General features: G+C 34.0%; 22 protein-coding genes. 17 read left to right on the forward strand and 5 right to left on the reverse strand.

The genetic code is table 11. The features are described from left to right. The first annotated feature begins 66 nt into the window (after positions 1 to 66). Positions 67 to 1059 carry a D-lactate dehydrogenase gene (locus tag HMPREF3031_RS11060; RefSeq protein WP_002479959.1) on the forward strand — a complete coding sequence of 331 codons (993 nt, stop codon included), beginning with the start codon at positions 67 to 69 and terminating at the stop codon, positions 1057 to 1059. 131 nt (positions 1060 to 1190) lie between these two features. On the opposite strand, the gene HMPREF3031_RS11065 is transcribed toward HMPREF3031_RS11060, so the two are convergent. Continuing rightward, a complete protein-coding gene (locus HMPREF3031_RS11065; RefSeq protein WP_002479958.1) occupies positions 1191 to 2564 on the reverse strand; it encodes an amino acid permease in 1374 nt (457 codons plus the stop codon). A gap of 309 nt (positions 2565 to 2873) precedes the next feature. On the opposite strand from HMPREF3031_RS11065, the gene HMPREF3031_RS11070 reads away from it, so the two are divergent. The 4 genes from HMPREF3031_RS11070 (at position 2874) to HMPREF3031_RS11085 (ending at position 6621) form a co-directional block, all read left to right on the forward strand. Next, complete coding sequence (locus HMPREF3031_RS11070; RefSeq protein WP_070724941.1) at positions 2874 to 3542, forward strand: NDxxF motif lipoprotein; 669 nt, start codon at positions 2874 to 2876, stop codon at positions 3540 to 3542. 125 nt (positions 3543 to 3667) lie between these two features. Next, positions 3668 to 4567, forward strand: coding sequence for an ABC transporter ATP-binding protein (locus HMPREF3031_RS11075; protein ID WP_002479956.1), 900 nt, complete (start codon positions 3668 to 3670; stop codon positions 4565 to 4567). A 1-nt stretch (position 4568) separates the two neighbouring features. Further along, positions 4569 to 6161 carry an ABC transporter permease gene (locus HMPREF3031_RS11080; protein ID WP_002479955.1) on the forward strand — a complete coding sequence of 531 codons (1593 nt, stop codon included), beginning with the start codon at positions 4569 to 4571 and terminating at the stop codon, positions 6159 to 6161. Between the two features lie 109 nt (positions 6162 to 6270). Continuing rightward, the gene (locus HMPREF3031_RS11085) at positions 6271 to 6621 is read left to right on the forward strand and encodes a zinc ribbon domain-containing protein YjdM (protein ID WP_002479954.1); all 351 of its coding nucleotides are present in this window, start codon (positions 6271 to 6273) and stop codon (positions 6619 to 6621) included. Positions 6622 to 6692: 71 nt separating this feature from the next. Here the strand turns inward: HMPREF3031_RS11085 and HMPREF3031_RS11090 are convergent, their stop codons facing one another. After that, positions 6693 to 6929, reverse strand: coding sequence for a hypothetical protein (locus tag HMPREF3031_RS11090; RefSeq protein ID WP_002479953.1), 237 nt, complete (start codon positions 6927 to 6929; stop codon positions 6693 to 6695). A gap of 185 nt (positions 6930 to 7114) precedes the next feature. Here HMPREF3031_RS11090 and dhaK point away from each other — a divergent pair, with 185 nt between their 5' ends. From dhaK to HMPREF3031_RS11150, 12 genes are all read left to right on the forward strand, one after another. Next, positions 7115 to 8080 (forward strand): dihydroxyacetone kinase subunit DhaK, encoded by a 966-nt coding sequence (gene dhaK, locus HMPREF3031_RS11095; protein WP_070724945.1) that lies wholly within the window; start codon positions 7115 to 7117, stop codon positions 8078 to 8080. A 21-nt stretch (positions 8081 to 8101) separates the two neighbouring features. Next, a complete protein-coding gene (gene dhaL, locus HMPREF3031_RS11100; RefSeq protein ID WP_002479951.1) occupies positions 8102 to 8680 on the forward strand; it encodes a dihydroxyacetone kinase subunit DhaL in 579 nt (192 codons plus the stop codon). Positions 8681 to 8684: 4 nt separating this feature from the next. Then, complete coding sequence (dhaM, locus tag HMPREF3031_RS11105; protein ID WP_002479950.1) at positions 8685 to 9047, forward strand: dihydroxyacetone kinase phosphoryl donor subunit DhaM; 363 nt, start codon at positions 8685 to 8687, stop codon at positions 9045 to 9047. Between the two features lie 173 nt (positions 9048 to 9220). Further along, entirely contained in the window at positions 9221 to 9619 is a 399-nt protein-coding gene (gene tagD / locus HMPREF3031_RS11110) for a glycerol-3-phosphate cytidylyltransferase (RefSeq protein ID WP_002479949.1), read from the forward strand. A gap of 49 nt (positions 9620 to 9668) precedes the next feature. Beyond that, positions 9669 to 12179 carry a CDP-glycerol glycerophosphotransferase family protein gene (locus tag HMPREF3031_RS11115; RefSeq protein ID WP_372510714.1) on the forward strand — a complete coding sequence of 837 codons (2511 nt, stop codon included), beginning with the start codon at positions 9669 to 9671 and terminating at the stop codon, positions 12177 to 12179. A 263-nt stretch (positions 12180 to 12442) separates the two neighbouring features. Continuing rightward, entirely contained in the window at positions 12443 to 12835 is a 393-nt protein-coding gene (gene tagD, locus HMPREF3031_RS11120; RefSeq protein ID WP_002479946.1) for a glycerol-3-phosphate cytidylyltransferase, read from the forward strand. 47 nt (positions 12836 to 12882) lie between these two features. Next, positions 12883 to 15384 carry a glycosyltransferase gene (locus tag HMPREF3031_RS11125; RefSeq protein WP_002479945.1) on the forward strand — a complete coding sequence of 834 codons (2502 nt, stop codon included), beginning with the start codon at positions 12883 to 12885 and terminating at the stop codon, positions 15382 to 15384. A gap of 251 nt (positions 15385 to 15635) precedes the next feature. Continuing rightward, the gene (locus HMPREF3031_RS11130) at positions 15636 to 16736 is read left to right on the forward strand and encodes an acyltransferase family protein (protein ID WP_002479944.1); all 1101 of its coding nucleotides are present in this window, start codon (positions 15636 to 15638) and stop codon (positions 16734 to 16736) included. Between the two features lie 536 nt (positions 16737 to 17272). Beyond that, on the forward strand, positions 17273 to 18595 hold the full coding sequence (locus HMPREF3031_RS11135; protein ID WP_002479943.1) for an APC family permease: 1323 nt from the start codon (positions 17273 to 17275) through the stop codon (positions 18593 to 18595). Between the two features lie 161 nt (positions 18596 to 18756). Further along, positions 18757 to 19692: a ketopantoate reductase family protein gene (locus HMPREF3031_RS11140; RefSeq protein WP_002479942.1), complete on the forward strand. Its 936-nt coding sequence runs from the start codon at positions 18757 to 18759 to the stop codon at positions 19690 to 19692. Positions 19693 to 19894: 202 nt separating this feature from the next. Then, the gene (locus HMPREF3031_RS11145; protein ID WP_002479941.1) at positions 19895 to 21382 is read left to right on the forward strand and encodes an aldehyde dehydrogenase family protein; all 1488 of its coding nucleotides are present in this window, start codon (positions 19895 to 19897) and stop codon (positions 21380 to 21382) included. A gap of 338 nt (positions 21383 to 21720) precedes the next feature. Then, positions 21721 to 22866 (forward strand): glycosyltransferase family 2 protein, encoded by a 1146-nt coding sequence (locus tag HMPREF3031_RS11150; RefSeq protein ID WP_070724948.1) that lies wholly within the window; start codon positions 21721 to 21723, stop codon positions 22864 to 22866. Positions 22867 to 22925: 59 nt separating this feature from the next. On the opposite strand, the gene HMPREF3031_RS11155 is transcribed toward HMPREF3031_RS11150, so the two are convergent. The 3 genes from HMPREF3031_RS11155 to HMPREF3031_RS11165 all read right to left on the reverse strand — a co-directional run bounded on the left by HMPREF3031_RS11155 (position 22926) and on the right by HMPREF3031_RS11165 (position 23847). Then, entirely contained in the window at positions 22926 to 23183 is a 258-nt protein-coding gene (locus tag HMPREF3031_RS11155; protein WP_002479939.1) for a hypothetical protein, read from the reverse strand. Between the two features lie 3 nt (positions 23184 to 23186). Next, complete coding sequence (locus tag HMPREF3031_RS11160) at positions 23187 to 23477, reverse strand: hypothetical protein (protein WP_002479938.1); 291 nt, start codon at positions 23475 to 23477, stop codon at positions 23187 to 23189. Positions 23478 to 23589: 112 nt separating this feature from the next. After that, complete coding sequence (locus HMPREF3031_RS11165) at positions 23590 to 23847, reverse strand: hypothetical protein (RefSeq protein WP_002479937.1); 258 nt, start codon at positions 23845 to 23847, stop codon at positions 23590 to 23592. Positions 23848 to 23991 lie beyond the last annotated feature (144 nt).

Here is a 23991-nt window from a genome sequence, read left to right on the forward strand (position 1 = left end):
CACATAATATATTAGATAGGATATGAATTACTCTACTATACAACTTTTAGAATTGAGGGAGTAATTATGACAAAAATTAAATTTTTTGGTACACGTGATTATGAAAAAGATGTAGCTTTGAACTGGGCTAAAGAGAATGATGTTGAAGTTTCATTCTCAAATGACTTCTTAAGCTATGATACTTTGGATCAGCTTGAAGGGTTTGACGGCGTTACAACAATGCAATTCGGCAAACTTGAAAAAGAAGCTTACCCTAAATTAGAAGCAATGGGCATCAAACAAGTCGCACAACGTACTGCAGGTTTTGACATGTATGATTTAGAATTAGCGAAAAAACACGGTATTATTATCTCAAACGTGCCTAGCTATTCTCCTGAAACAATTGCGGAATACTCAGTAGCTGCTGCATTAAATCTTGTACGTAGATTCCCACGTATTGAAAAACGTGTTCAAGACTATGACTTTACTTGGGATGCGACAATTATGGCAAGACCAGTAAAAGACATGACAGTCGCAATTATCGGTACAGGACGTATCGGCGCATTAACTGGTAACCTTTTCGCAGGCTTCGGTGCTAAAATTGTAGGTTATGATTTATATCCAAATGATTCATTAGATTTCTTAGAATATAAAGATACGATTGAAGAAGCAGTTAAAGATGCGGACATCGTTTCTTTACACATGCCAGGTTCTGCAGACAACCACCACATTTTCAATAAAGAAATGTTTGCGAAATTCAAAGATGGCGCAATCTTAGTTAACGCAGCACGTGGTGCAGTTGTAGATACAGAAGCATTAATCGATGCGGTCAATGAAGGTAAATTAACAGGCGCAGCTGTCGACACTTACGAGTTCGAAATGCCTTACTTCACATTTGACTTTACTGGTAAAGAACTTGAAGATGAAACATTCAAAAAATTAATCGAAAATGACAGAATTCAATTAACACCACATATCGCATTCTTCTCTGATGAAGCGGTACGTAACTTAGTTGAAGGCGGATTAAACGCTGCACTTAATGTCATCAAAACAGGCGATACACCAACACGCTTGAACTAATTATTGTGAGTCGAAGTTATTTTATATAAAGGAAGTCGGATCAGCTCAACTGATCCGGCTTTTTAATTTGTTTCATTTACACAAAAAACAGGTGAAGACTTCAAATCTCCACCTGTTTGATGTGTTGTGTATTAATGTTTAATGCGATTTAAGCCACGGTTTTTAAAGCCGCCGACTTTATATGCGATAAATAATAAGATTAACCAGAATGGTGAGAAGTATAAGGCTACTCTTGTATCTTCAGCTAAGAATAAAATCGCGATGACAATAACGAAGAAGACAAGGGTACTATATGAACCAACTACACCAAAGAAGTTTTTAAATTTTGAAGCAGCATGTAATTCAGGATGTGCTTTACGATATTTGATATAACAAACTAAAATAATTGTCCAAATAAAGATAAAGAAAATTGTTGCGACTGTAGTTACGACTGTGAATACAGTATCTGGAATAACATAGTTCAATAATGCTGCTAAGAATAAGACAACCCCTGAGAAAATCAATGCATTATATGGGACCCCGTGACGATTGGCTTTACCTAAAGCTTTAGGTGCGCTGTCTGAAACAGCTAAACCATAAACCATACGACTGTTACTGAATAATCCACTGTTTGCGGCACTAGATGCTGAAGTTAATACCACAAAGTTAACGATACCCGCAGCAGCTGGAATACCGGCTAATACGAATAAGTTAACGAATGGACTTTCTTTAGGATCTAATTTATCCCATGGTGTGATACTCATAATAACCATTAAGCTTAAAACATAAAAGATGATGATACGAATACCGACGCTGTTGATGGCTTTCGGTAAGTTCTTTTCTGGATCTTTTGTTTCACGTGCAGTAACACCGACTAATTCAATCCCTACGAAACTAAATACTGCCATTTGGAAAGCGAGTAAAAAGCCCATAACCCCATTAGGGAAGAATCCGCCGTGAGAGTAAAGGTTGCTGAAACCACTTTGAATGTGGTTAGGTGATGAGAATCCAGTAAAGATTAAATAAAGACCAATGACAATTAAGAATAAAATCGCAATAACTTTAATGATCGCAAACCAGAATTCGATTTCCCCATAAGCTTTAACTGTCATTAAGTTTAGTGCGAGTAGTAAGATAACTGTGATAATCGCTGTTAAGTAAGGTGGGAAAGACGGCCACCAGAAATTAATATATTTAGTTACAGCTGTGATGTCCGCAATACCTGTAGCTACCCAACAAAACCAGTACGTCCAACCTGTAAAGAAACCAGCCATATGGCCTAAATAATCTTCCGCAATATCAATAAATGAATTGTATTGACTGTTTGATAAAAGAAGTTCACCTAATGCACGCATCATAATGAACAAGAAGAACCCGATAATGATGTAGGCCAAAAGAATGGATGGCCCAGCTAACGCAATACTTTTCCCTGCCCCCAAGAAAAGCCCCGTACCGATAGCGCCCCCGATGGCGATCAGCTGAATGTGACGATTGGTCATACTGCGTTTTAAATCATTGTTTTCCATGATGTTACACCTCTTTGTAGTTTTTATATAGAGAATGGATGGCGTGCAGAGTGAAACTGCGAACTGCATATCATCTATTTTCTTTTTATGTTGTACGGAATAGAATATGTGTATGGAAGTATTATACACTAACTTTAATGAGTTGCGTGACTAATTTTTAATTTTTCTAAATCAAATTTCAATGAAAGCGTTTTATATATGATTTTAGAAGATAACATCATACATTATGAGATTTAGGGTAAAAAATGACTGAGCGAGTGAATTATTAAAAAGATAAAATAAGGCGCAGAATCAAAGGAGAAGGTAACAGTGAAAAAATTAATAACGGGATTGCTTTTTGCGTCTATGACATTGATATTATCAGGATGTGCTTCTTCAGAAGTGAAAGAAGTCAAACAAGAGGCCAAACAAGAACCGACGCAAAAAGCACCGCCACAACAAGAACACAAGAAAGATACTGGATCTGCGAAATCAGAAGGACAACAAGTGGATTTAAATCCGTCTATCTTTGACAAGAAGAAAAAGAATCAAAAATTGACTAAAGCAGAATTAAAACAAGATATCCAAACGTATTTGAATGCTGACCATGATATCACACGTATTTATGGACACTATCAACAAAAGCTGCATTCAAAAGAAGGGCTTTCTAAACGCGATGCAAAACATATTGAAAAAGCCAGTGAGCTAGCAAGTACGAATGATAATAACTTTGCGCAATATATTAATGAAAATCGTTTACCGAAAGGTTATGACGGACATGCGCATAAAATTAATCGCTACATTACAAACTCTAACCAATACCTCAGAGATATCGATGAAAAAATAGATACCGCAATTGCTTCTTCAAAAAATGGACGTGTTTCTGTAAAAGAAGTCGGTGCGATTGAAAAAGGAAACGATAAACCTAACAAACGTGAACAAAAGAAAATTGAAAAAATATTGGAAGAAGAAAATATAGATACACGAGCATTCAAATAATCATGAGGGCATTCTTTTTGGAATGTCCTTATTTATTTGTGAGCCTTTTCTTGAGTGAAACAAGTGTATAATGGAATCAAGTTCTTAAAGTATAGATGAATAATAGAAATAAGAAGGTGATCTATATGACATCAGTTCTAGAAATTAATAATCTCACAAAATGCTTTGGTAAATTCGAAGCACTCTCTAAATTAAATATGAGTGTTGAAGAAGGAGAAATCTTCGGCTTTATTGGTCCGAACGGTTCAGGTAAATCAACGACAATTAAGATAATGTTAGGCCAATTAAAACCAAGTTCCGGCAGTGTTACGTTATTTGGTAAGGATGCGTTTAAAGAAGCAGTAGCCATACATGAACGCATTGCGTATGTCCCGGGTGATGTGAATTTGTGGCCGAATTTAACTGGAGAAGAAGTTATTGAGTTCTTATTAAGTTTACAAAAGTCAGTGAACCATGAACGTAAACAAATGTTAATTCGAGATTTTGAGTTGGATATTCACAAGAAATGCAGTACGTATTCTAAAGGGAATCGACAAAAAGTTGCTTTGATTGCCGCACTAAGTATGGAAGTAGATTTGTATATTTTTGATGAACCAACGTCTGGTTTAGACCCATTAATGGAGCGCGTCTTCCAACATCATGTAAAAGCGTGCCGTGAGCGTGGAAAAACAGTATTATTATCAAGCCATATTCTTTCTGAAGTAGAACAACTATGTGACCGTGTAGGAATTATACGTAAAGGTGAATTAATAGAAACAGGCACATTGGATGAGATGCGTCATTTAACACGTATGCGCTTTACCGTCATGACACAAGAGATACTAACACATTTAGAAGCGCAACCAGGTGTACATGATGTAACCAAACAAGATGAAACGTATCAATTTCAAGTGGATACTGATCAAACCAGTACAGTGATTCAATATTTAAGTCGCTTCAACATTAAAAAGTTAGAAAGCCAACCGATGACTTTAGAAGATTTATTCATACGACACTATGGCGAGCAGCTAAAAGAAGGTGAGTAAGATGACACAAAAGCGACTGACACTTTCTAAGATAATGTTGTTTTATTTGAAGCGGAATAAATGGTCTATCATCTTTTGGTTAGTAGGATTAATCGCATTAACCTTAATGATTCCACAATCATTTGCGAATTTGTATCCTGATAAACAAGCATTAGTACCACTGTTTGAAATGTTTAAAAATCCTGCGATGCAAGCGATGCTTGGTAAATTCTCTTTAGACCAAATGACTATAGCGACGATGTTCAGCTATGAGATGTTGATGTTTACTGTGATTCTCGTCAGTATTATGAATATCTTATTTGTTTCGAAAGATTCAAGAGGGGATGAAGAAGCGGGACGTTTAGCGATGTTATCTGCTTTACCGATAGGACGTACTACATTGATTTTGAGTACGATAATTCAACAGGGAATCATTAATGTCATTTTAGGTATATCAATCAGTATAGGCTTGATGTTTACAGGTATTGATCATTTTAGTGTTGAAGGTGCATGGTTATACGGCATGCTTATTGCGGTATCAGGTTTTATGATAAGTATGTTGACATTACTTGTCGCGCAATTAACCACGACACAAAGTCAGACAACAGGCATCAGTATTAGTTTGTTATTGATAATGTATTTAATCCGTGCCATAGGCGATGTGTCAGTTTCTTGGCTCTCTTACATTGTTCCCCTTGGTTGGATCACACGCGCCGATATTTATAGTCATAACCATTGGTGGCCGGTTGCTGCGTTATTTGGAATGTCTCTCATATTATTAATTATTGCGGTGATATTGAATAGACACCGTGATATGGAGTCTGGGTTATTGCCAACGTTTAAAGGGCATTCGCGTGCATCATCTTTATTAAAATCACCTTTAGGACTACAACTTCATTTACAGCGTACGGGAATAATCGTTTGGGCTATAGGTATGTTGATGTTAGGTTTGTCGTATGGTTCGGTATTTGGAGAATTAGAAAATTTCTTTAAAGAAAATCCGCTGTTACAAAGAATGTTGACTGGCAAAGGAAATAACTATGCTGAACAATTTGTGCCGATATTGATGGCAATTATGGGCATGATTTCAACCATACCTGTTTTAATGGCAATCTTTAAAATCCAAAAGGAAATCAGATTAAGCCATACAGAAAGTATACTGGCTTTGCCCATACATCGCATACGTTATTTAATGAGCTTTATTTGGATTGGATTGATCAACAGTGTCTTGATGATCAGTTTAGCTGCGTTAGGAATGTATATGGGTGCTGTCTCAAGTATGGATAAACCTATTGCTTTTAATAAAATCTTCACTGCAGGGTTAGTTTTTATTCCAGCAATATTAGTCTTTGCGGGATTGGCTGTTTGTATTATCGGTTGGTTTAAGAAAGGGAGTTTAATTGTCTATCTCTATTTAGCTTACTCTTTCTTAGTCGTATATCTAGGACAATTATTAAATATAAAGCAATGGTTGAAAAAAGTGACGCCGTTTGGGCATGTACCACGTCTGCCGATTGCAGATATGGATTGGTCTGCGACTATAATTATGCTTGTGATAGCAACGATGCTATTTATTTTGGGCATTGTTGGTTTTAAATATAAAGATATTTCTTAGACATGAATATAGAAAACAATTCGAAAAAATTAAATTCTAATCGCTGATATATCTTTTTCTATGGAAATATGGTAGATTTAGAGGGTCATTACAGAGCATGGAGGAGAACATGGAACAAACATTACCTAATTGCCCGAGCTGTGGTTCGGAATATACGTATTTAGATGGTGCGTTATTTGTCTGTCCGATGTGCGGACATGAATGGACGCAAGATTCAGTAGAAGAAGCTGAGGAAGCGTTAAAAGTACGAGATGCCAATGGTCAAGAATTACAAGATGGTGACACTGTGACAGTGATTAAGGACTTGAAAATCAAAGGTGCTTCATCTGTGATTAAGCAAGGTACGAAAGTTAAAGGTATCCGTCTAGTAGATCCTGAAGACGGTCATGACATCGATTGTAAAATTCCAGGTGTCGGTCAAATCGGTTTAAAATCGATTTATGTTAAGAAAATCAAATAGTCTTGTATCGATGTAAACAGATATCAGCGTTGGAAAGCCCTCCTATTCAAACCGAGTAGGAGGGCTTTTTGTTAATGTTTGTATTTAAGTTTTCGTTTTAAAACGGTACTGATGATATCGCTGATTAAACAAGTAGCAAATAACAGTGATACAAAAATAATGTTAGTAGTGCTTTCGATTTTGAACCCTGCTGAAAAACCATTTGTTTGCATATTAAAATAGAAGTTAATGGACAATAAAACTAATAAAGCAATAAAGCTGACAATCGTGATAATATCGGCAACACGCTTAGCAAAAGAAAGATTCATAGTAGACACACCTTCTTTGTATGTGATTTATATTGCTTTTCTTAATTGTAATATAACATATTTTTTAATTGAATGATTGTAGAATCTAACCTCTTATCACATGAATAATCATTAGTCAGACTATATAATAGAGGTGTATCTAAAATATGAATTGATGATTGAACACAAAAAGGGGTTGTGCACATATGAAAAAATTAATTCAAGATAAAACTACAATACTTTCAGATATGTTAGAGGGTTTAGCACTTTCAAATCCCGAGCAAACTGTCATTTCTGAGACGGTTGTTGTTAGAAAAGAGAAAAAGCAACAAGGTGTTGCGTTAGTTTCTGGCGGAGGAAGCGGACATGAACCTGCACATGCAGGCTATGTTGCACAGGGAATGTTAGATGCGGCAGTATGCGGTGAAATCTTTACATCACCGACACCGGATAAAATTTTAGAAGCGATTAAAGCTGTTGATAATGGTGGCGGTGTCTTATTGATTATCAAAAATTATGCCGGAGATGTTATGAACTTTGAAATGGCGCAAGAAATGGCTGAAATGGAAGGTATCAAAGTCGGTAAAGTGATTGTCAGAGATGATATTGCGGTAGAAGATAAAGAGATGCGCCGTGGTGTAGCAGGCACAGTTTTTGTGCATAAGTTTGCAGGTTACCTTGCTGAACAAGGTGAATCGCTAGAAACGATTGTAGAACAAACCGAAGCATTATTAGCTGATATGCGTACAATAGGCATGGCACTCACACCGCCATTTGTACCATCCACTGGTAAGTATGGCTTTGATTTAGAATCTGGAGATATGGAAATCGGTATCGGTATTCATGGGGAACGTGGATTGAAGAGAGAAGCGGTTAAACCTATCCAAGATATTGCGACTGAATTAGTTCAAGCTTTGAACGAAGAAGTCCAAGAGAAAGAAGTCATAGTGATGGTAAACGGCATGGGCGGCACACCGCTTTCAGAATTAAATATCGCAGTGAAGTATATCCAAGCAGCACTTGAAGCAGAAAATGTTTCAGTCAAAGACTGGTTTGTCGGTGATTATATGACATCGTTAGATATGCAAGGTTTCTCATTAACATTATTAGAAAGTACTGAGGACCGTTTGAAAGCATTAAACGCACCGACAACAAGCCGTTATTTCGGATAACGCACAAGGAGGAAATGAACTATGAATGCAGAAACATTAAAACAACGTTTAATTCATTTACAAGAAATTTTTCAAGAACGTGAAGATACATTAACAGAACTTGATCGTGCCATTGGTGATGGTGACCATGGTGTCAACATGGTCAGAGGCTTTAATGCCTTACCACAAGCATTAGAAAATGCGGACACAGTCCAAGATGTTTTGAAAACAACGGGAATGACTTTAATGTCTAAAGTTGGTGGTGCTTCAGGTCCATTATACGGTTTCAGTTTTGTCAAAATGGCACAAGTTGCGGAAGATGAGATTACAGAAGGCAACTTACCTCAGTTGTTAGAGGCATTTTCACAAGCGGTACATCAACGCGGTAAAGTTGAACTAGATGAAAAAACAATGTACGACGTGATTGAAAGAGCGAGAGAAGCGGTAGAAAATGGAGAGACTGTTGATATCGCATACCTTCAAACACTCGCAGATAATACAGAAGATTTAGTTGCGACAAAGGGACGTGCAGCTTACTTCAAAGAAGAGTCTAGAGGTCACACAGATCCAGGTGCACAAAGTAGTGTTTATATCTTAAACGCATTGATAGGAGATGAGTAAATCAATGACAGCGATTATTGTAGTCAGTCATAGTGAAGAAATCGCAAACGGCATCAAAAAACTTATTAGCCAAATGGCTGAAGGCGTGCAAGTGATTCCAGTCGGCGGCAGTGACGGTACTATTGGAACATCCTTTGAACCTATCCAACAAGCAATTGAAGGTTTAAAAGACGATGCGATTTGTTTCTATGATTTAGGTTCAGCAGAAATGAACTTAGATATGGCTATTGAAATGTACGATGGACAATATAGAGTAGAGAAAGTAGAAGCACCTATTGTAGAAGGCAGCTTTCTAGCAAGTGTCAACATCTCTACTGGTATGAGTTATGAACAAGTTGTAGAATCAGTTGAAAGTGAATATAGATAAAAATAACGGCGCATTTGTGTAAGCAAGTGCGTCGTTATTTTATTTAGTATAGAGCAGAAATGCGTTAAATGATATAATTTTATAAAGGAATTGTGCGAAGTAGAAAAGCATCAAAATATAGATGCTTTATTTTTAAATACTACATCAATAGAAAATACGAAAGAGTGAAGACTATGAAAAGAGTGATTACATACGGTACATATGATTTACTGCATTACGGCCATATTGAATTGTTGAGAAGAGCAAGAGAAATGGGAGATTATTTAATAGTTGCCCTTTCAACTGACGAGTTTAATAAATTAAAAAATAAGAAGTCTTATTATAATTATGAACAAAGAAAGATGATGCTGGAGTCAATTCGTTATGTTGATCTAGTAATTCCCGAAAGTAATTGGGATCAAAAAACGAAAGATGTTGACCGTTATGAAGTAGATACTTTTATTATGGGGCATGATTGGGAAGGTGAATTTGATTTTCTCAAGGACAAATGTGAAGTGATTTACCTAAAACGTACGGAAGGCATATCTACTACTCAGATAAAAAAAGAGTTATACGGAAAAGATGCGAAGTAAAAAAGAAAAACACCAGAATTAACTAAAATTTTTATTACAGGCAACAGGAGTGTTCAAATTGAAAAATTTAAAGCAATTAGCAAGAAATCAATTTAAAAGAAAATATAAATTTCTAAGTGATCCGATTAAATCTAAATTTAGAAGTCGCGGTGTGAATATAGCTACGAAATATGCATGGTTTTATAAACATTTAAAGGTAAATAATACATCCATTTTATATGAATCTCGAGATGGTCAAAGCATGACTGATAGTCCTTATGCAGTTTTTGAATATCTATTCACTTCGGCATCACATAAGAATTTCACACATATTTGGGTGGCAGATTCTAAAGAAAAAATTCGAGAATTTAAGAAAAAATATATTAATAAAAAACAGGTTCGTTTTGTAGTGAAAGGTTCTGAACAATATTTAAAAGCTTTAGCAGAATCAAAATATTTAATCAATAACTCTACATTTCCGAATTATTTTTCAAAAAAACCTGATCAAGTGTATGTAAATACATGGCATGGCACACCTATAAAAGCTATGGGGTTAGACATGGAAGATAACTTATTAGCATCACAAAATGTTATTAAAAACTTTTTGAGTTCAGATATATTAGTGAGCCCTAATGCTTATACAACAGAAATTTTTCAAAGAGCATATAAACTAAAAGGGTTATATGAAGGTGAAATTGCTGAAATAGGTTACCCTAGAATCGATTTGACCATTCATGCTAATAAGGATGAAATTTTGAAAGAATTAAAACGTACAGGTTTAAAAATAAATAATAACAAACTTTTGGTTTTTGCCCCAACATGGAGAGGAGAAGATAATAAAAATCCAGAGGATAGTTTAGATGATTTATATAAAATTATAGAACAATTAAACAATAACACTGACTATGCTACGCTTATCAAAGTACATCCCTTTGTTTATAAAAAGGCCGAAAATATGCATATGCTACGTAAATACCTAATTCCTGATACTTTTGACACAAATAAACTATTGGGAGTTACTGATTTATTGATAACAGATTATTCTAGTATCTTTTTTGATTATCTCATAACAGGAAATCCGATTATTTTCTATACCCCTGACTTTGATTCATATAAAAATAGTAGAGGCTTATATATTGATACAAAGTTACTACCCGGACCTACACTTTTCAATGTAGATCAGTTGATTGAAGCAGTACAAAACAGTCAAAAACTTATGAGACAGTATAAAGAAAATTATAAACACTTTCAATCTTTGTATGTATGCAATGATGATGGTAATGTAACACAAAAATTAGTACAAAGAATGTTTAATCACAACAATTTTAAAAGCAAACACAAGAAGACAAAAATACTAATGTATCCTGGCGGGATGATTAATAATGGGATAACATCTTCTGCAATTAACTTATTGGATAATATTGATTATGACCAATATGATGTAACAATTTTTTTGGGTTATACTCGTAATCTAGAAGTTTTAAATAATATTAAAACGGTGAACCCTAATGTCAGAATCATGTTTAGATATGGACCTTTATTAGCAACAACTATTGAGAAATATCAAGATACCTTTATAAAAAATAGGGGTATACAATCCAAAATTGAAAAAGAACTTTATCCAACTGAACTTTATGAAAGAGAGTTTAGAAAGATATTTGGTATTTCTGAATTTGATGTTGTTATTGATTTCAGTGGATATTCAATGTTTTGGTCTAAGATTTTATTGGGAACAAATTCTAAAAAGAAACTGATATATCTGCATAGTGATATGGCTAGTGACATGAATAGAACGATAAATGGAGTAAAGCCACATCATCAAAATCTCAAAGGTGTTATGAGCATGTATGATAGATATGACTATTTGGTAAGCGTATCTAACGAGACAGAGAAGGTAAACAAAAGCAAAATAAGTAATGCAAATACAATTGAAAAATTTACATCAGCTATGAATACTATTAATATTGATAAAATAAATGAATTTTCAAAAGACGATTCTGAAGTATTTATTCGTCATGAAGAAACTGTTTTAGCATATGTTGAAAATAATATGATTAAAAACGTTCCTTTTAATCAGAATGATTTTAAAGTGATGGCAATGGGAAGACTCTCACCAGAAAAAGGTTTTGATATATTAATAAAATCTTTTAAAACGATAGTCGAATTGAATGTACATGCTAAACTTTATATTTTAGGTGAAGGCCCAATAAGATATTCTTTGGAAAATTTAATTCATCAATTAAACCTTCAAAACAATGTGTTTTTAATCGGCCAAAAAAGAAATCCATTTAGTATCATGAAACAATGTAATTTATTTGCATTAACCTCGCATTATGAAGGCCAATCTATGGTGTTGCTAGAAGCTTTAACACTTGGGATGAACGTTATAGCATCCAATATTCCAGCTAATCGATATGTTTTGCAAGAAGGTAAATACGGTATGCTAACAGAAAACACTCCAGAACAAGTTGCTGCTAGTATTGTAAGATTTATGGATAATAAAATTCCGGAATTCGAAAAGTTTGATAGTGAAGCTTATAATAAAATAGCAATCAGTCAGTTTTATAAATTGATTAAATAAAACTATTTTGAAAAGGCACTAGATTTGTACATTATCTACAAATTTTAGTGCCTTGTTTTTATCATGTTAAATGTAAAATTCCCTTACAAGTGTTATACTTTTGTAAAGATTCATTAAACTCTATTAAATATATTAAGTTTATACTAATGAGTAAATGTATTTATGAACGTATTTTCGGAATAAATGCATGATTGTTTGCAAAATACATAGTAGAGTATGTGTTTCATCATAAATAAAGAAAAACGAATGAAAGAGTGGACAGTATGAAGAGAGTAATTACTTATGGAACTTATGATTTATTACATTATGGACATATTGAATTATTAAGACGTGCAAGAGAAATGGGAGATTATCTTATTGTGGCATTGTCTAGTGATGAGTTTAATAAAATTAAGAATAAAAAATCTTACTATAGCTATGAACAAAGAAAGATGATGTTAGAATCAATTCGTTATGTAGATTTAGTAATCCCTGAAAATGATTGGGGCCAAAAACAAAAAGACGTTGATCGATATGAAGTAGATACATTCGTGATGGGGCACGATTGGGAAGGTGAATTTGATTTCTTGAAAGAACAGTGTGAAGTCATTTATTTAAAACGTACGGAAGGTATTTCTACGACACAAATCAAGAAAGAGTTATACGGTAAAGAATAAAGCTTTTGTTTTAATGTTGATAAAAAAGATAAATAGGAGTGTCTACATTGAATAAAGTAAGCGGATTTATACTGAATCAAGCGAAAAGAAAATATAAGTTTATTGAGCAACCTGTCAAATCGAAGTTTAAGAGCAAGTATGTCTTAAAAACAACTAAATATGCGAACTTTTATAAAAAGAACAAAGTTAACGATAGACAAATAGTTTATCAAGCACGAGATGGTAAGAGTATGACAGACAGCCCTTATGCAGTTTTTAAATATCTATTAAGAGATAAGAAATATAAAAAATTAGAACATATCTGGGTTGTAGATTCTGAGAAAAAACGTAAAGCATATACTAAACAATATAAATCATTTAAAAATGTGCGATTCATTGTAAAAGAAAGTGACGATTATTTAAGTGTACTTACAACTGCTAAGTATATTATCAATAACTCAACTTTCCCCGCTTATTTTACAAAGAAACCAGAACAAGTGTATGTAAATACTTGGCATGGTACACCTATTAAAGCTATGGGCCTAGATGTAGAAGATAACTTAGTCGGCTCTCAAAATATCATTAAAAACTTTTTAAGTGCAGATATATTAGTCAGTCCGAACCCTCATACAACAGAAGTGTTCAAAAGAGCGTTTAGTTTAGAGGGTATTTATAATGGTGATTTAGCTGAAATAGGTTATCCAAGAATTGATTTAACATTGAATAGTGATAAAAAAGATGTACGTAAACATTTAAAACAAAATGGTCTTAAATTAAAGAAACGTAAAACACTTTTATTTGCGCCAACATGGCGTGGGACTGATGTTAATGACCCCGAAGATAGTGTGGCTGACATTCATGAAATGGTCTTAGAACTTGAAAAGAAAACAGACTATCAGGTTATTGTTAAAGTACATCCTTTTGTTTATAAAACAGCATTAAATTATAAAGAACTAAAGCCATATCTTGTTCCTGATTCATTTGATACGAATGAATTGTTAGCAGCTGTAGATTTGTTAGTAACGGATTACTCTAGTATTTTCTTTGATTATCTTGTAACAGATCAACCTATTGTTTTTTATGCGCCTGATTATGAGGATTACAATAGTGACCGCGGACTTTATATTAATACAGATCTACTTCCTGGACCGTCGGTCTATGACATAGATGAGCTTGTATCAGCTGTTAATGAAGCGGAAACAAACCAAGATGTATATCAAACTAAATATGAGCGTTTTAAAGATTTATATGTTCCTTATGAAGATGGACATGGAACTGAACGTCTTGTTAACAAAATGTTCCAACCGGTTGTTAGTAATCAAGAAAACACTAAGAAGAAAATATTGATGTATCCAGGCGGAATGAAAAATAATGGTATTACTACATCAGCAATTAATTTATTAGAAAATATTGATTACGATAAATATGATGTAACGATTTTCTTGGGAGATACAAAGAATCGTGAAATCTTAGATAATTTGAAAGAAGTTAATAAAAATGTACGTATTATCTTAAGAAAAGGACCTTTATTAGGTACTACTTTAGAGAAATACAGAGATATCTTTGTTAAAAATAGAGGTGTTAAATCTGTATTGGAAGAATCAGTTTATCCAACAGAAGTATTTGAACGCGAATTTAGAAAGATTTTCGGAATTTCAAAATTTGACGTTGTAGTAGACTTCAGTGGTTATTCTATGTTCTGGTCAAAAATTCTATTAGGAACAGAATCTAAACGTAAACTAATGTACCTTCATAGTGACATTAAGAGTGATATGAATCGTAACGTAAATGGTATACGTCCGCATTACCAAAACTTAAAAGGTGTCATCAGTTTATATAATCGTTTTGACTATTTAGTCAGCGTTTCAGAAGAAACATGTAGAATAAATAAAGAAAACTTAGCAACGTCTAAAACAAAAGATAAATTTACATCAGCTATGAATACAATTAATTTAACACGTATTAATAAATTAAAAGACGAAGATACAGATTTCTTTATGCATCGCGGACAAAAAGTATTAGCATACTTAAATAATGGAGAAATCGTGAGTGTTCCGTTTAATGATCAAGATTTCAAAGTTATGGCGATGGGTAGGCTTTCTCCAGAAAAAGGCTTTGATATTTTAATTGAAGGCTTCAAAGATGCAGTTAAAGAAAATCCAACTGCGAAATTGTACATTTTAGGTGAGGGGCCGTTACGCTCTAACTTAGAACAATTGATTCGCAAACTGCAATTAGAGGACAATGTTTTCTTGGTGGGTCAAAAACGAAATCCATTTAACATTATGAAGCAATGTGATGTCTTTGCGTTAACTTCTCATTATGAAGGGCAGTCTATGGTGTTGCTTGAAGCGTTAACAGTTGGTGTTAATGTACTTGCCTCAAACATCCCGGCTAACAGATATGTTTTACGTTATGGTGACTTCGGAATTCTTACAGAAAATGAACCAGAAAAAGTCGGTGAAAACATTAAGAGTTTCATGAATGGTCAGATTCCTGTCTTTGAAACATTTAAAGGACAAAACCATAATGAAACTGCACTAAATGAGTTTTATTCATTATTAGATTAATAAAACGGTTAAAGATAGGCTTGCGCGCCATGCGTAAGTCTATTTATTTTTGAAAATAACTTTCGATAGAAATAAATAGTGTTCTTAACTCTATTGCGTAAATGATGTAAGTTACATATAATTAATGATGATGAACGTATTTGTGAAAACATATCTCTTTTAAATATCGCTTGCTGATATTTAAAAGAATTTTTTATGTATTCATTGAAAGCGTTATAATACTAGGGATAAATATTAAGGGAGTACGCAAAATGAAAAAGAAAGTAGAGCTGACATATGCGCGTGCTATTTTTTGTGTCATTATCGTTGTTGTTCATGCAATGACAGGTTTTGTGAATGATCCGCATATCACAGAGTTCCAAAAACGAAGCGCAAGTTACATTCAAGTCTTATTATTTAGTGCGACACCGTGCTTTATTATGTTATCTGAAATGTTGTTAGGTATGAGGTATTCTAAACATATACCTAATAACTTTTTAACTAAACGCGTGAAGTTTATTTTAATACCATACATTTGCTTTGCATTATTTGTGATTGTCGAGATATATTTTGATCCAAGTAAAAATTTCTCAATGAGTCACTTATTGATTAATATTTTGTTAGAAGGTAAATTCTTTGGATGGTTTGTACTGGTTATTTTCCAATTCTTTGTATTACATATGTTGTTTTATAAAGTGCTAGATCGCATGAAACCACTTATACCTATCGTTGTGTCATTAGTTATTAGTTTTGGACATGCTTTTTTAATGTACTATAGTACAACTTATTTAGAGTTTTGGAATACGTATTATCCATTATTTAACCGTACAATTATTTTAAATTGGTTGTTTTACTTTGTTATCGGTTTCTATATTGGTAAGAACTTTGATGCAGTGATGCAGTATGTGCAACAAAAAGTACTATATGTACTTGGGGCACTTTTACTAAGTGGACTAGTTATAGCATTCGATTTCTTTGTGTTGAACGTTACATGGAGAGAATCAAATCGTTTTGACCTATTCATCTTCACAGCAGCATTCTTTGTTTTAGCTATTTATGTCGCAAAACAATTAAGTCGATACCACTTAACAGCTTTATATATGATTAGTGAAATCTCGTTCTTTATCTATTTATCACATCAAATTATTATCCAACATATTTCTAGAGGACTAGCTTCATTTGTGAAGTATCCTTTCGCATTCTTTACATTAACTACTATATTCACACTAGGTTTTTGTGTAGGCTTAGCTATCATACTATCTTTCTTCCCATACGTAAGAATAGTCGTTGGCAGAAACACACTTTATCCGATGGTGTTGAACAATTATAGTATTAAACCAGAAGAACCTAAGTCTGTTGTGGAAACTAAATAATATCATTTTAAGCATTTGCACTAAGTTGCAAATGCTTTTTTTGAGAAATAAAAGTAAAAAAATGATTTAAAAGAGGGAGAAGCAGGTAATAGAAATAAGTATGATTGGTTGGGGTTATTCAGATATTTTAAGTTTGGTTTAACTACCTCAAATAAATAACAGTTTTCTTTAATACATTCAAAACACCTTTTCAAAGTTTGTTCATAAATTGTGTATATATTAAAAGAAAATGTTATTGCCCATTATGCGAGCGTGCGTTAAACTGTAACAGGAAGCTATGATTAACATTATCAAAAGGGATAAAAGTAACAGAGACAAATAAAAAGTTATTTTTTTCAGTATGTAAGCGCATTCAATAAGGAAGGGTTAAAGAAGCGGCTGAACAGTACGACACATACAAAGATTTTTAAAATCCATGTATGTGTTGTGCGGTATGGTCTTTTATTTTTGTAATAATATTGAATGATACTGTTTTAATAATGTATAGCGTCTCTCTACTTGCTTATCACGTATGAGTAAATGGAGGATAGATAGAAATGAGTAATCAAAATGAGCTTAAACGTAATTTAGGTTTCTTCTCAGCCATTTCCATAGTTATGGGAACGGTAATCGGCGCTGGCGTATTCTTTAAAGTTTCCAGTGTCGCAGAAGTAACGGGCTCTACAAGTATGGCAATGTTGGTATGGCTGTTAGGTGGTTTAGTAACAATCTGTGCAGGGTTGACTGCAGCCGAACTTGCCGCCGCAATTCCAGAGACAGGCGGACTTGTTAAATATATTGAATATACTTACGGTAACTTCTGGGGTTACTTATCAGGATGGGCGCAAGCATTTATTTATTTCCCAGCAAACGTTGCTGCTTTAGCAATTGTCTTTGCGACGCAATTTACTAACTTATTCCATATTAAAGCACATTGGATTTTGTTGATTGCATTAATAACTGCGCTAACTGTATACTTTATCAACTGCTTAGGATCTAAAGCAGGAGGTATGCTTCAGTCTATTACATTAGTAATTAAACTGATTCCAATTATCTTAATTGTAGCCGTCGGCTTCTTTGCACCTAGTAATGTAGAATTCTCACTATTCCCAATTCAATCAGGTGAGCAGCAAGGCTTCTTTACAGCCTTAGGTGCAGGTTTACTTGCGACTATGTTCGCTTATGATGGTTGGATGCACGTTGGTACAATTGCTGGTGAGTTGAAGAATCCAAAACGTGACTTACCAGGTGCAATCACTATCGGTTTAGGTGCTGTAATGGTTGTTTATCTTTTAATCAACGCAGTATTCTTAATGACATTACCAATTTCAGAAATCAGCGGTAACTTGAACGCAGCAAGTGAAGCTTCTGTTAAAATCTTCGGTAATGGCGGAGGTAAAATTGTCACAATTGGTATCATGGTATCTGTATATGGTGCTTTAAATGGTTATATGATGACAGGTATGCGTGTACCATATGCGATGGCTGAACGTGGCGGTTTACCATTCAAGAACTTCTTCTTGAAATTGACACCAGGACAAGCACCATGGGCAAGTGGTTTAGTTCAAATCGTTATTGCTTTCGTTATGATGTCTTTAGGTGCATTCGATACAATTACAAATATGTTGATCTTTGTTATCTGGACATTCTACACAATGGCTTTCGTAGCAGTAATGATTCTTAGACGTAGAGAACCAGAAATGGAACGTCCTTATAAAGTACCGCTTTATCCAATCGTACCATTAATTGCGATTGTGTCAGGTGTGTTCGTATTAATTAATACATTGTTCACTCAAACATTACTCGCATCAATTGGTATTGTCATTACTTTATTAGGTATTCCAATCTATTATTATACAAAGAGAAAAGAAGCTAAATAATCTCAATCATTACGATTAGCCGGCAAAATTGCCGGCTAATTTTTCAATATAAGTTATCTCAATATTCAAAAATAACAGAATTAAGCGTTATAATATAAACAGATACAACTTTAGATACGGTAATAACTTACCGCAATACAAACATAAGGAGTACGATGAATATGAAAATTGCAGTTGCTGGTGCCGGCGCTATGGGCGGCCGTGTAGGCACACAAATTCAAAAAGCAGGTTACGACGTTACATTTATTGATAGTTGGTTACCTCACGTTGAGGCTGTACAAAAACATGGTTTTGAAATTCAAACAGAAACTGAGACTTATCAAGTAGATGCGACAATGATTACACCTGAAGAAGTGAATGATCAATATGATTTAGTCATCATTCTTACAAAAGCAATGCAATCTGTAGAAATGTTGCAAAAGCTGAAAGATAAAGGGGCTATTACTAAAGACACAGCAGTATTGACAATGATGAACGGTTTGGGTCATGACGAACGTTTTAAACAAGTCGTACCTGAGGAACAAATATATCTTGCTGTTACAATGTGGACAGCTGGTTTAAGAGGACCGGGTAAACTATTACTTGAAGGTGTAGGTACTGTAGACTTCCAACGTGTTGATGGTAAAGAAAGTGAAAGAACAAGAGAAATTAATCAAGTCTTTGAAGACGCAGGTTTAAATCCAACAATCAGTAATCAAATTATGCAAACAGTTTGGTTAAAAGCAGCACTTAATAGTGTAGTTAATCCACTTTGTACAATTTTAGATAAACGTATCGTTGATTTTGCAGCATACGAAAATTCACGCGAAATGATTACACCAATCATACGTGAAATCGTAGAAGTAGCAGCTGCTAAAGGCGTTGAAGTAGATTTTGACACAATCGTGCATAAAATCGAAGGATCTTATCCTGTTGAAACACAAGGTTTACATCATCCTTCAATGCACCAAGACTTATATAGTGGTCGTTTAACAGAAGTTGATTACCTAAACGGTCAAGTTGAAGAATATGGTCAAGAATTTGGTATTCCAACACCAAACAATACAATGTTGAAACATTTAGTACACCAATTAGAAATGACACATGTAAAAGCATAATTAAGATCTTTAAAAGCTCTGCATGATGCAGGGCTTTTTTTCATTTGAATGGATTCATAAGCACATTGTATGACTAACTTATTTAATTATGTGATAATTAATATACAACTGAAAACGCTTCACAATAGGTTTTAACAAGGTTTCCAAGCTTTTCATAAACCTTGAGCAATAAATAAATTAGCTTTAAAGGAGGCTTTTAATCATGAGTGTAAATGTAAGAGACTATATCCAAGACAGTTATGATTTATTTATTAATGGTGAGTTTGTACCGAGCGAATCAGGAGAAACAATTGACGTTTCAAACCCAGCAACAGGTGAGGTTATCACTAAAGTAGCTAAAGCAAGCGAAAAAGATGTTGATAAAGCTGTTCAAGCAGCACAAGCAGCATTCGACAGCTGGAGTAAAACACCTAAAGCAGAGCGCGTGAAATTATTACGCGAAATTGGTGACAAATTATTAGAACAAAAAGATCGTTTCGCAGTTATCGAAACATTAAATAATGGTAAACCGATTCGTGAAACATCCACAATCGATATTCCATTATCAGCACGTCATTATGAATACTTCGCAAGTGTAATTGACACAGATGAAGGTACAGTTAATGACATGAGTGAAGATGTTATGAGTATTGTACGTCATGAACCAATTGGTGTTGTAGGTGCCGTAGTAGCATGGAACTTCCCAATGTTATTATCAGCTTGGAAATTAGCACCAGCACTTGCGGCTGGTAACACAGTAGTCATCCAACCATCATCATCTACACCAGTCAGCTTAATTGAATTAGCTAAAATCTTCCAAGAAGTATTACCTAATGGTGTAGTAAACATCTTAACAGGTAAAGGTTCTGAATCAGGTAATGCAATCTTCAATCACGAAGGTGTAGATAAATTATCATTCACTGGTTCAACAGAAGTAGGTTATCAAGTTGCTGATGCTGCAGCGAAACGCTTAGTTCCTGCAACACTAGAACTTGGGGGTAAATCAGCTAACATCATCTTAGATGATGCAAACTTAGATGTTGCGGTAGAAGGTATTCAACTTGGTATCTTATTCAACCAAGGTGAAGTCTGCAGTGCTGGTTCACGCTTGCTTGTACAAGAAGATATCTATGATAAATTAATGGATCGCTTAAAAGATGCATTCAGCCGTATTAAAGTAGGTGACCCTCTAGATGAAAATATTCAAATGGGTTCACAAACAGGTGAAGCACAATTAGAAAAAATCCAAAATTATGTAGATTATGCTAAAGAATCAGGTGCAGAAATCTTAGTTGGCGGTAACCGCTTAACAGATGGAGAATTATCTAAAGGTTATTTCTTCGAACCAACAATCATTGCAGTAGAAAATAATAAAAACAAACTTGCACAAGAAGAAATCTTTGGTCCTGTCTTAACAGTTATTAAAGTTAAAGATGAAGACGAAGCAATTCAAATCGCAAATGATTCTGAATATGGTTTAGCAGGTGGCGTTTTCTCTGAAAACATCAACCGTGCATTGAAAGTTGCACGTGAAGTTAGAACAGGCCGTATCTGGGTTAACACTTATAACCAAGTACCAGAAGGCGCTCCATTTGGCGGCTACAAAAAATCTGGTATTGGCCGTGAAACTTACAAAGCAGCTATCCAAAACTATCAACAAGTTAAAAACATCTATATTGATACAAGCAACCAAACTAAAGGACTATACTAAGTTTCATTTGGTCCAAAAAATGTATTAATTTGAATTTAACCACCAACCATCTTATTTATTGAAGATGGTTGGTGCTTTTTATTTTGTTAGAAGGATAGAGTCCTCATATACTTTGAAGTCATTGTATAACCTTCATTAAGAATATATAGATTTTGTAAAGATGCTAGGTTTTATTAGAAAAAGTCAAAGTCATCTATTATAATGTGAAACAAATTCTAAGTAGTATATTAAAAACATACTGTTTCTAAATTTAAAATACAAATTTGGGTATATAGATAAATAACCCTTAATATAAATAGAAGAAGTGGAAACATTTTACAATAGAACGGAGAAATAGAATGGTTAAAGTAAGAATGTTAATCCCATGCTTTAATGAAGAAGATGTTATCAACTACACATACAAAGAACTAAAGAAAGTTCTAGAAGAAGATTCGAAAAAACAAAACTATGAATTTGATTTGCTTTTTATTGACGACGGGAGTAAGGACAGCACAATTGAAAAGGTTAAAGATTACAGCCAATATGACTCACACGTAAAATACATTGAATTCAGTAGAAACTTTGGTAAAGAAGCTGCAATGTATGCTGGACTGGATCAAAGTAGAGATGTAGATGCAGTGATTATTTTAGATGGTGATCTACAACATCCACCTGAATTAATTCCACAAATGATTGAGAAGTATTTAGAAAATGGTACAGACCAAGTTATTGCTAAACGTAATCGTGAAGGTGAAAAAGCTACACGTAAATTTATGACGCATTGTTATTATAAGTTGGTCAATCGCTTCGTCGATGTACCAATTGAAGATGGTGTAGGTGATTTCCGTTTATTAAGTCAACGTGTCGTACGTACACTTGCTAATTTAGGAGAGACACAAAGATTCTCTAAAGGATTATTTTCTTGGGTAGGTTATAAGACAGAAACGATTGAATACGAAAACCAAGAACGCATAGCTGGAGACTCTAAGTGGTCATTCTTTAAATTATTAGATTACGGTGTAGACGGTGTTATTTCGTTTAACAACAAGCCGTTACGTACAATTATGTACTTTGGTATGGGAATCTTTGGTATTAGTTTATTATACTTGTTAATCAATTTCTTAATGATTATCTTTAACGGTATTGATGCACCAGGTTATTTCACTACAATTTTTGCGATTTTATTCTTAGGTAGTATTCAGTTGATTTCATTAGGAGTTATTGGTGAATATATTGGACGTATTTATTATGAAGTGAAGAATCGTCCGAAATACCTTCAACAAGATTCAAATTTAAAAGAACAGTCAGCAGAAAAGAAGAAAACAGAGGAATTCGAATCAACATCTGATCAACGAGAGAAATATCCTAATATAGAACCCTTGCATCATGCGATGCCAAAACCTCAAGAACCTGTATCATACAAAACAAATTTACAAGAAAGAGAAGAAAGTGAATTAAAAGAAAAAGAAAAACAGGCACAACGTATCAAACAAATGAATGTATAAAATAAAGCGGCGCGTTTAAGAAAGCAAAATCTTTCGTTAAACGTGCCACTTTTATAATATTAGTCAGTTTCATCATGTGCTTTATCAGATTTGAAACCTTGAAGTACGATGAAGAATTCACCGACTACAATAAAAATAACTGTATGAGCTAATAAGATAATACCTTGCAAGTTATACCCGATAATTATAATGAAGAATAAAACAGGAATGATAAACTTAGCTTTGCCACTTGCTTTTGACGCAATTACTTTTTGAAGAAGAATCGCAATAATCAGTGTAACAAGCGGTACAATCCAATGCATTAAAAATGGAGACATGTTTTATGACACCTCTTTCTTTTTGTCTGCTTCAGAATGTTTCTGTTTATTTTCCTCATGCCGTTTAAGTTGTTGTTCAAGGCCAAAGAGTTGAACTGCGCCTAATATAAAGAAAATAATAAAAGTTGGTAAGTTAATGATATGTGTTAAGAACAACACCAACAAAATGACTGAATATACAAGCGGTACTACAAACTTATATTTCTTATTGGTATGACGCAGTATGTAGTGCTGCGTAAATAGTGCGGCAACATAAAGAATGACGATACTGATAGTACTTAGAAAAGTAGCCAACGTTGCACCTTCTTTATAATATATTATTGATTATGGTTATAGTTTATCATATTAGTTGAGCTTGTTAAGACAATAAAAAACATACCTAAAATCAATTAGGTATGTGTGTAAGTCAGTCTTTGAAACCTTTAAAGTTTTTGACAGTACCGTGTGTGTATCTATAAACGTGAAACGCAGTCACAAGTACATATAGAATGTAGACTGGAACGACGATATAGTTTGCGATGAATAAACCTGTCATCACGAGTACAGAAATTACAGGCACGATTAAATTCCAGTCGCTTTTAATACGTTTCATTAAAGAACCTTGAATTAAAATAACCGTCACGAAGAAAATTAATGATAATACCCACATTAAAACTGGAGACATATTAGACGAACCTCCTCACTTATCTATGTTTTTGAGCTTACTTTCATTCTAAAGGCAGTTGGTATGTTAAGCAAATACATGAGAAGCGGGACAGTGCCGTTTTGACACTGCCCCGCACTCTACATGATTATTAATTTAATGAGT

Origin of the sequence: Staphylococcus sp. HMSC072B07, assembly GCF_001815505.1 — a bacterium.
Lineage (GTDB): Bacteria > Bacillota > Bacilli > Staphylococcales > Staphylococcaceae > Staphylococcus > Staphylococcus simulans.

What these genes read in the sequence shown, in the direction of transcription:
- dhaK (WP_070724945.1), top strand. Translation starts at nt 7,115, where the DNA reads ATGAAAAAATTAATTCAAGATAAAACTACAATACTTTCAGATATGTTA.
- HMPREF3031_RS11150 (WP_070724948.1), top strand. Translation starts at nt 21,721, where the DNA reads ATGGTTAAAGTAAGAATGTTAATCCCATGCTTTAATGAAGAAGATGTT.
- HMPREF3031_RS11060 (WP_002479959.1), top strand. Translation starts at nt 67, where the DNA reads ATGACAAAAATTAAATTTTTTGGTACACGTGATTATGAAAAAGATGTA.
- HMPREF3031_RS11090 (WP_002479953.1), bottom strand. Translation starts at nt 6,929, where the DNA reads ATGAATCTTTCTTTTGCTAAGCGTGTTGCCGATATTATCACGATTGTC.
- HMPREF3031_RS11075 (WP_002479956.1), top strand. Translation starts at nt 3,668, where the DNA reads ATGACATCAGTTCTAGAAATTAATAATCTCACAAAATGCTTTGGTAAA.
- HMPREF3031_RS11065 (WP_002479958.1), bottom strand. Translation starts at nt 2,564, where the DNA reads ATGGAAAACAATGATTTAAAACGCAGTATGACCAATCGTCACATTCAG.
- HMPREF3031_RS11145 (WP_002479941.1), top strand. Translation starts at nt 19,895, where the DNA reads ATGAGTGTAAATGTAAGAGACTATATCCAAGACAGTTATGATTTATTT.
- dhaL (WP_002479951.1), top strand. Translation starts at nt 8,102, where the DNA reads ATGAATGCAGAAACATTAAAACAACGTTTAATTCATTTACAAGAAATT.
- HMPREF3031_RS11080 (WP_002479955.1), top strand. Translation starts at nt 4,569, where the DNA reads ATGACACAAAAGCGACTGACACTTTCTAAGATAATGTTGTTTTATTTG.
- HMPREF3031_RS11140 (WP_002479942.1), top strand. Translation starts at nt 18,757, where the DNA reads ATGAAAATTGCAGTTGCTGGTGCCGGCGCTATGGGCGGCCGTGTAGGC.
- HMPREF3031_RS11165 (WP_002479937.1), bottom strand. Translation starts at nt 23,847, where the DNA reads ATGTCTCCAGTTTTAATGTGGGTATTATCATTAATTTTCTTCGTGACG.
- HMPREF3031_RS11155 (WP_002479939.1), bottom strand. Translation starts at nt 23,183, where the DNA reads ATGTCTCCATTTTTAATGCATTGGATTGTACCGCTTGTTACACTGATT.
- HMPREF3031_RS11135 (WP_002479943.1), top strand. Translation starts at nt 17,273, where the DNA reads ATGAGTAATCAAAATGAGCTTAAACGTAATTTAGGTTTCTTCTCAGCC.
- HMPREF3031_RS11130 (WP_002479944.1), top strand. Translation starts at nt 15,636, where the DNA reads ATGAAAAAGAAAGTAGAGCTGACATATGCGCGTGCTATTTTTTGTGTC.
- tagD (WP_002479949.1), top strand. Translation starts at nt 9,221, where the DNA reads ATGAAAAGAGTGATTACATACGGTACATATGATTTACTGCATTACGGC.
- dhaM (WP_002479950.1), top strand. Translation starts at nt 8,685, where the DNA reads ATGACAGCGATTATTGTAGTCAGTCATAGTGAAGAAATCGCAAACGGC.
- HMPREF3031_RS11085 (WP_002479954.1), top strand. Translation starts at nt 6,271, where the DNA reads ATGGAACAAACATTACCTAATTGCCCGAGCTGTGGTTCGGAATATACG.
- tagD (WP_002479946.1), top strand. Translation starts at nt 12,443, where the DNA reads ATGAAGAGAGTAATTACTTATGGAACTTATGATTTATTACATTATGGA.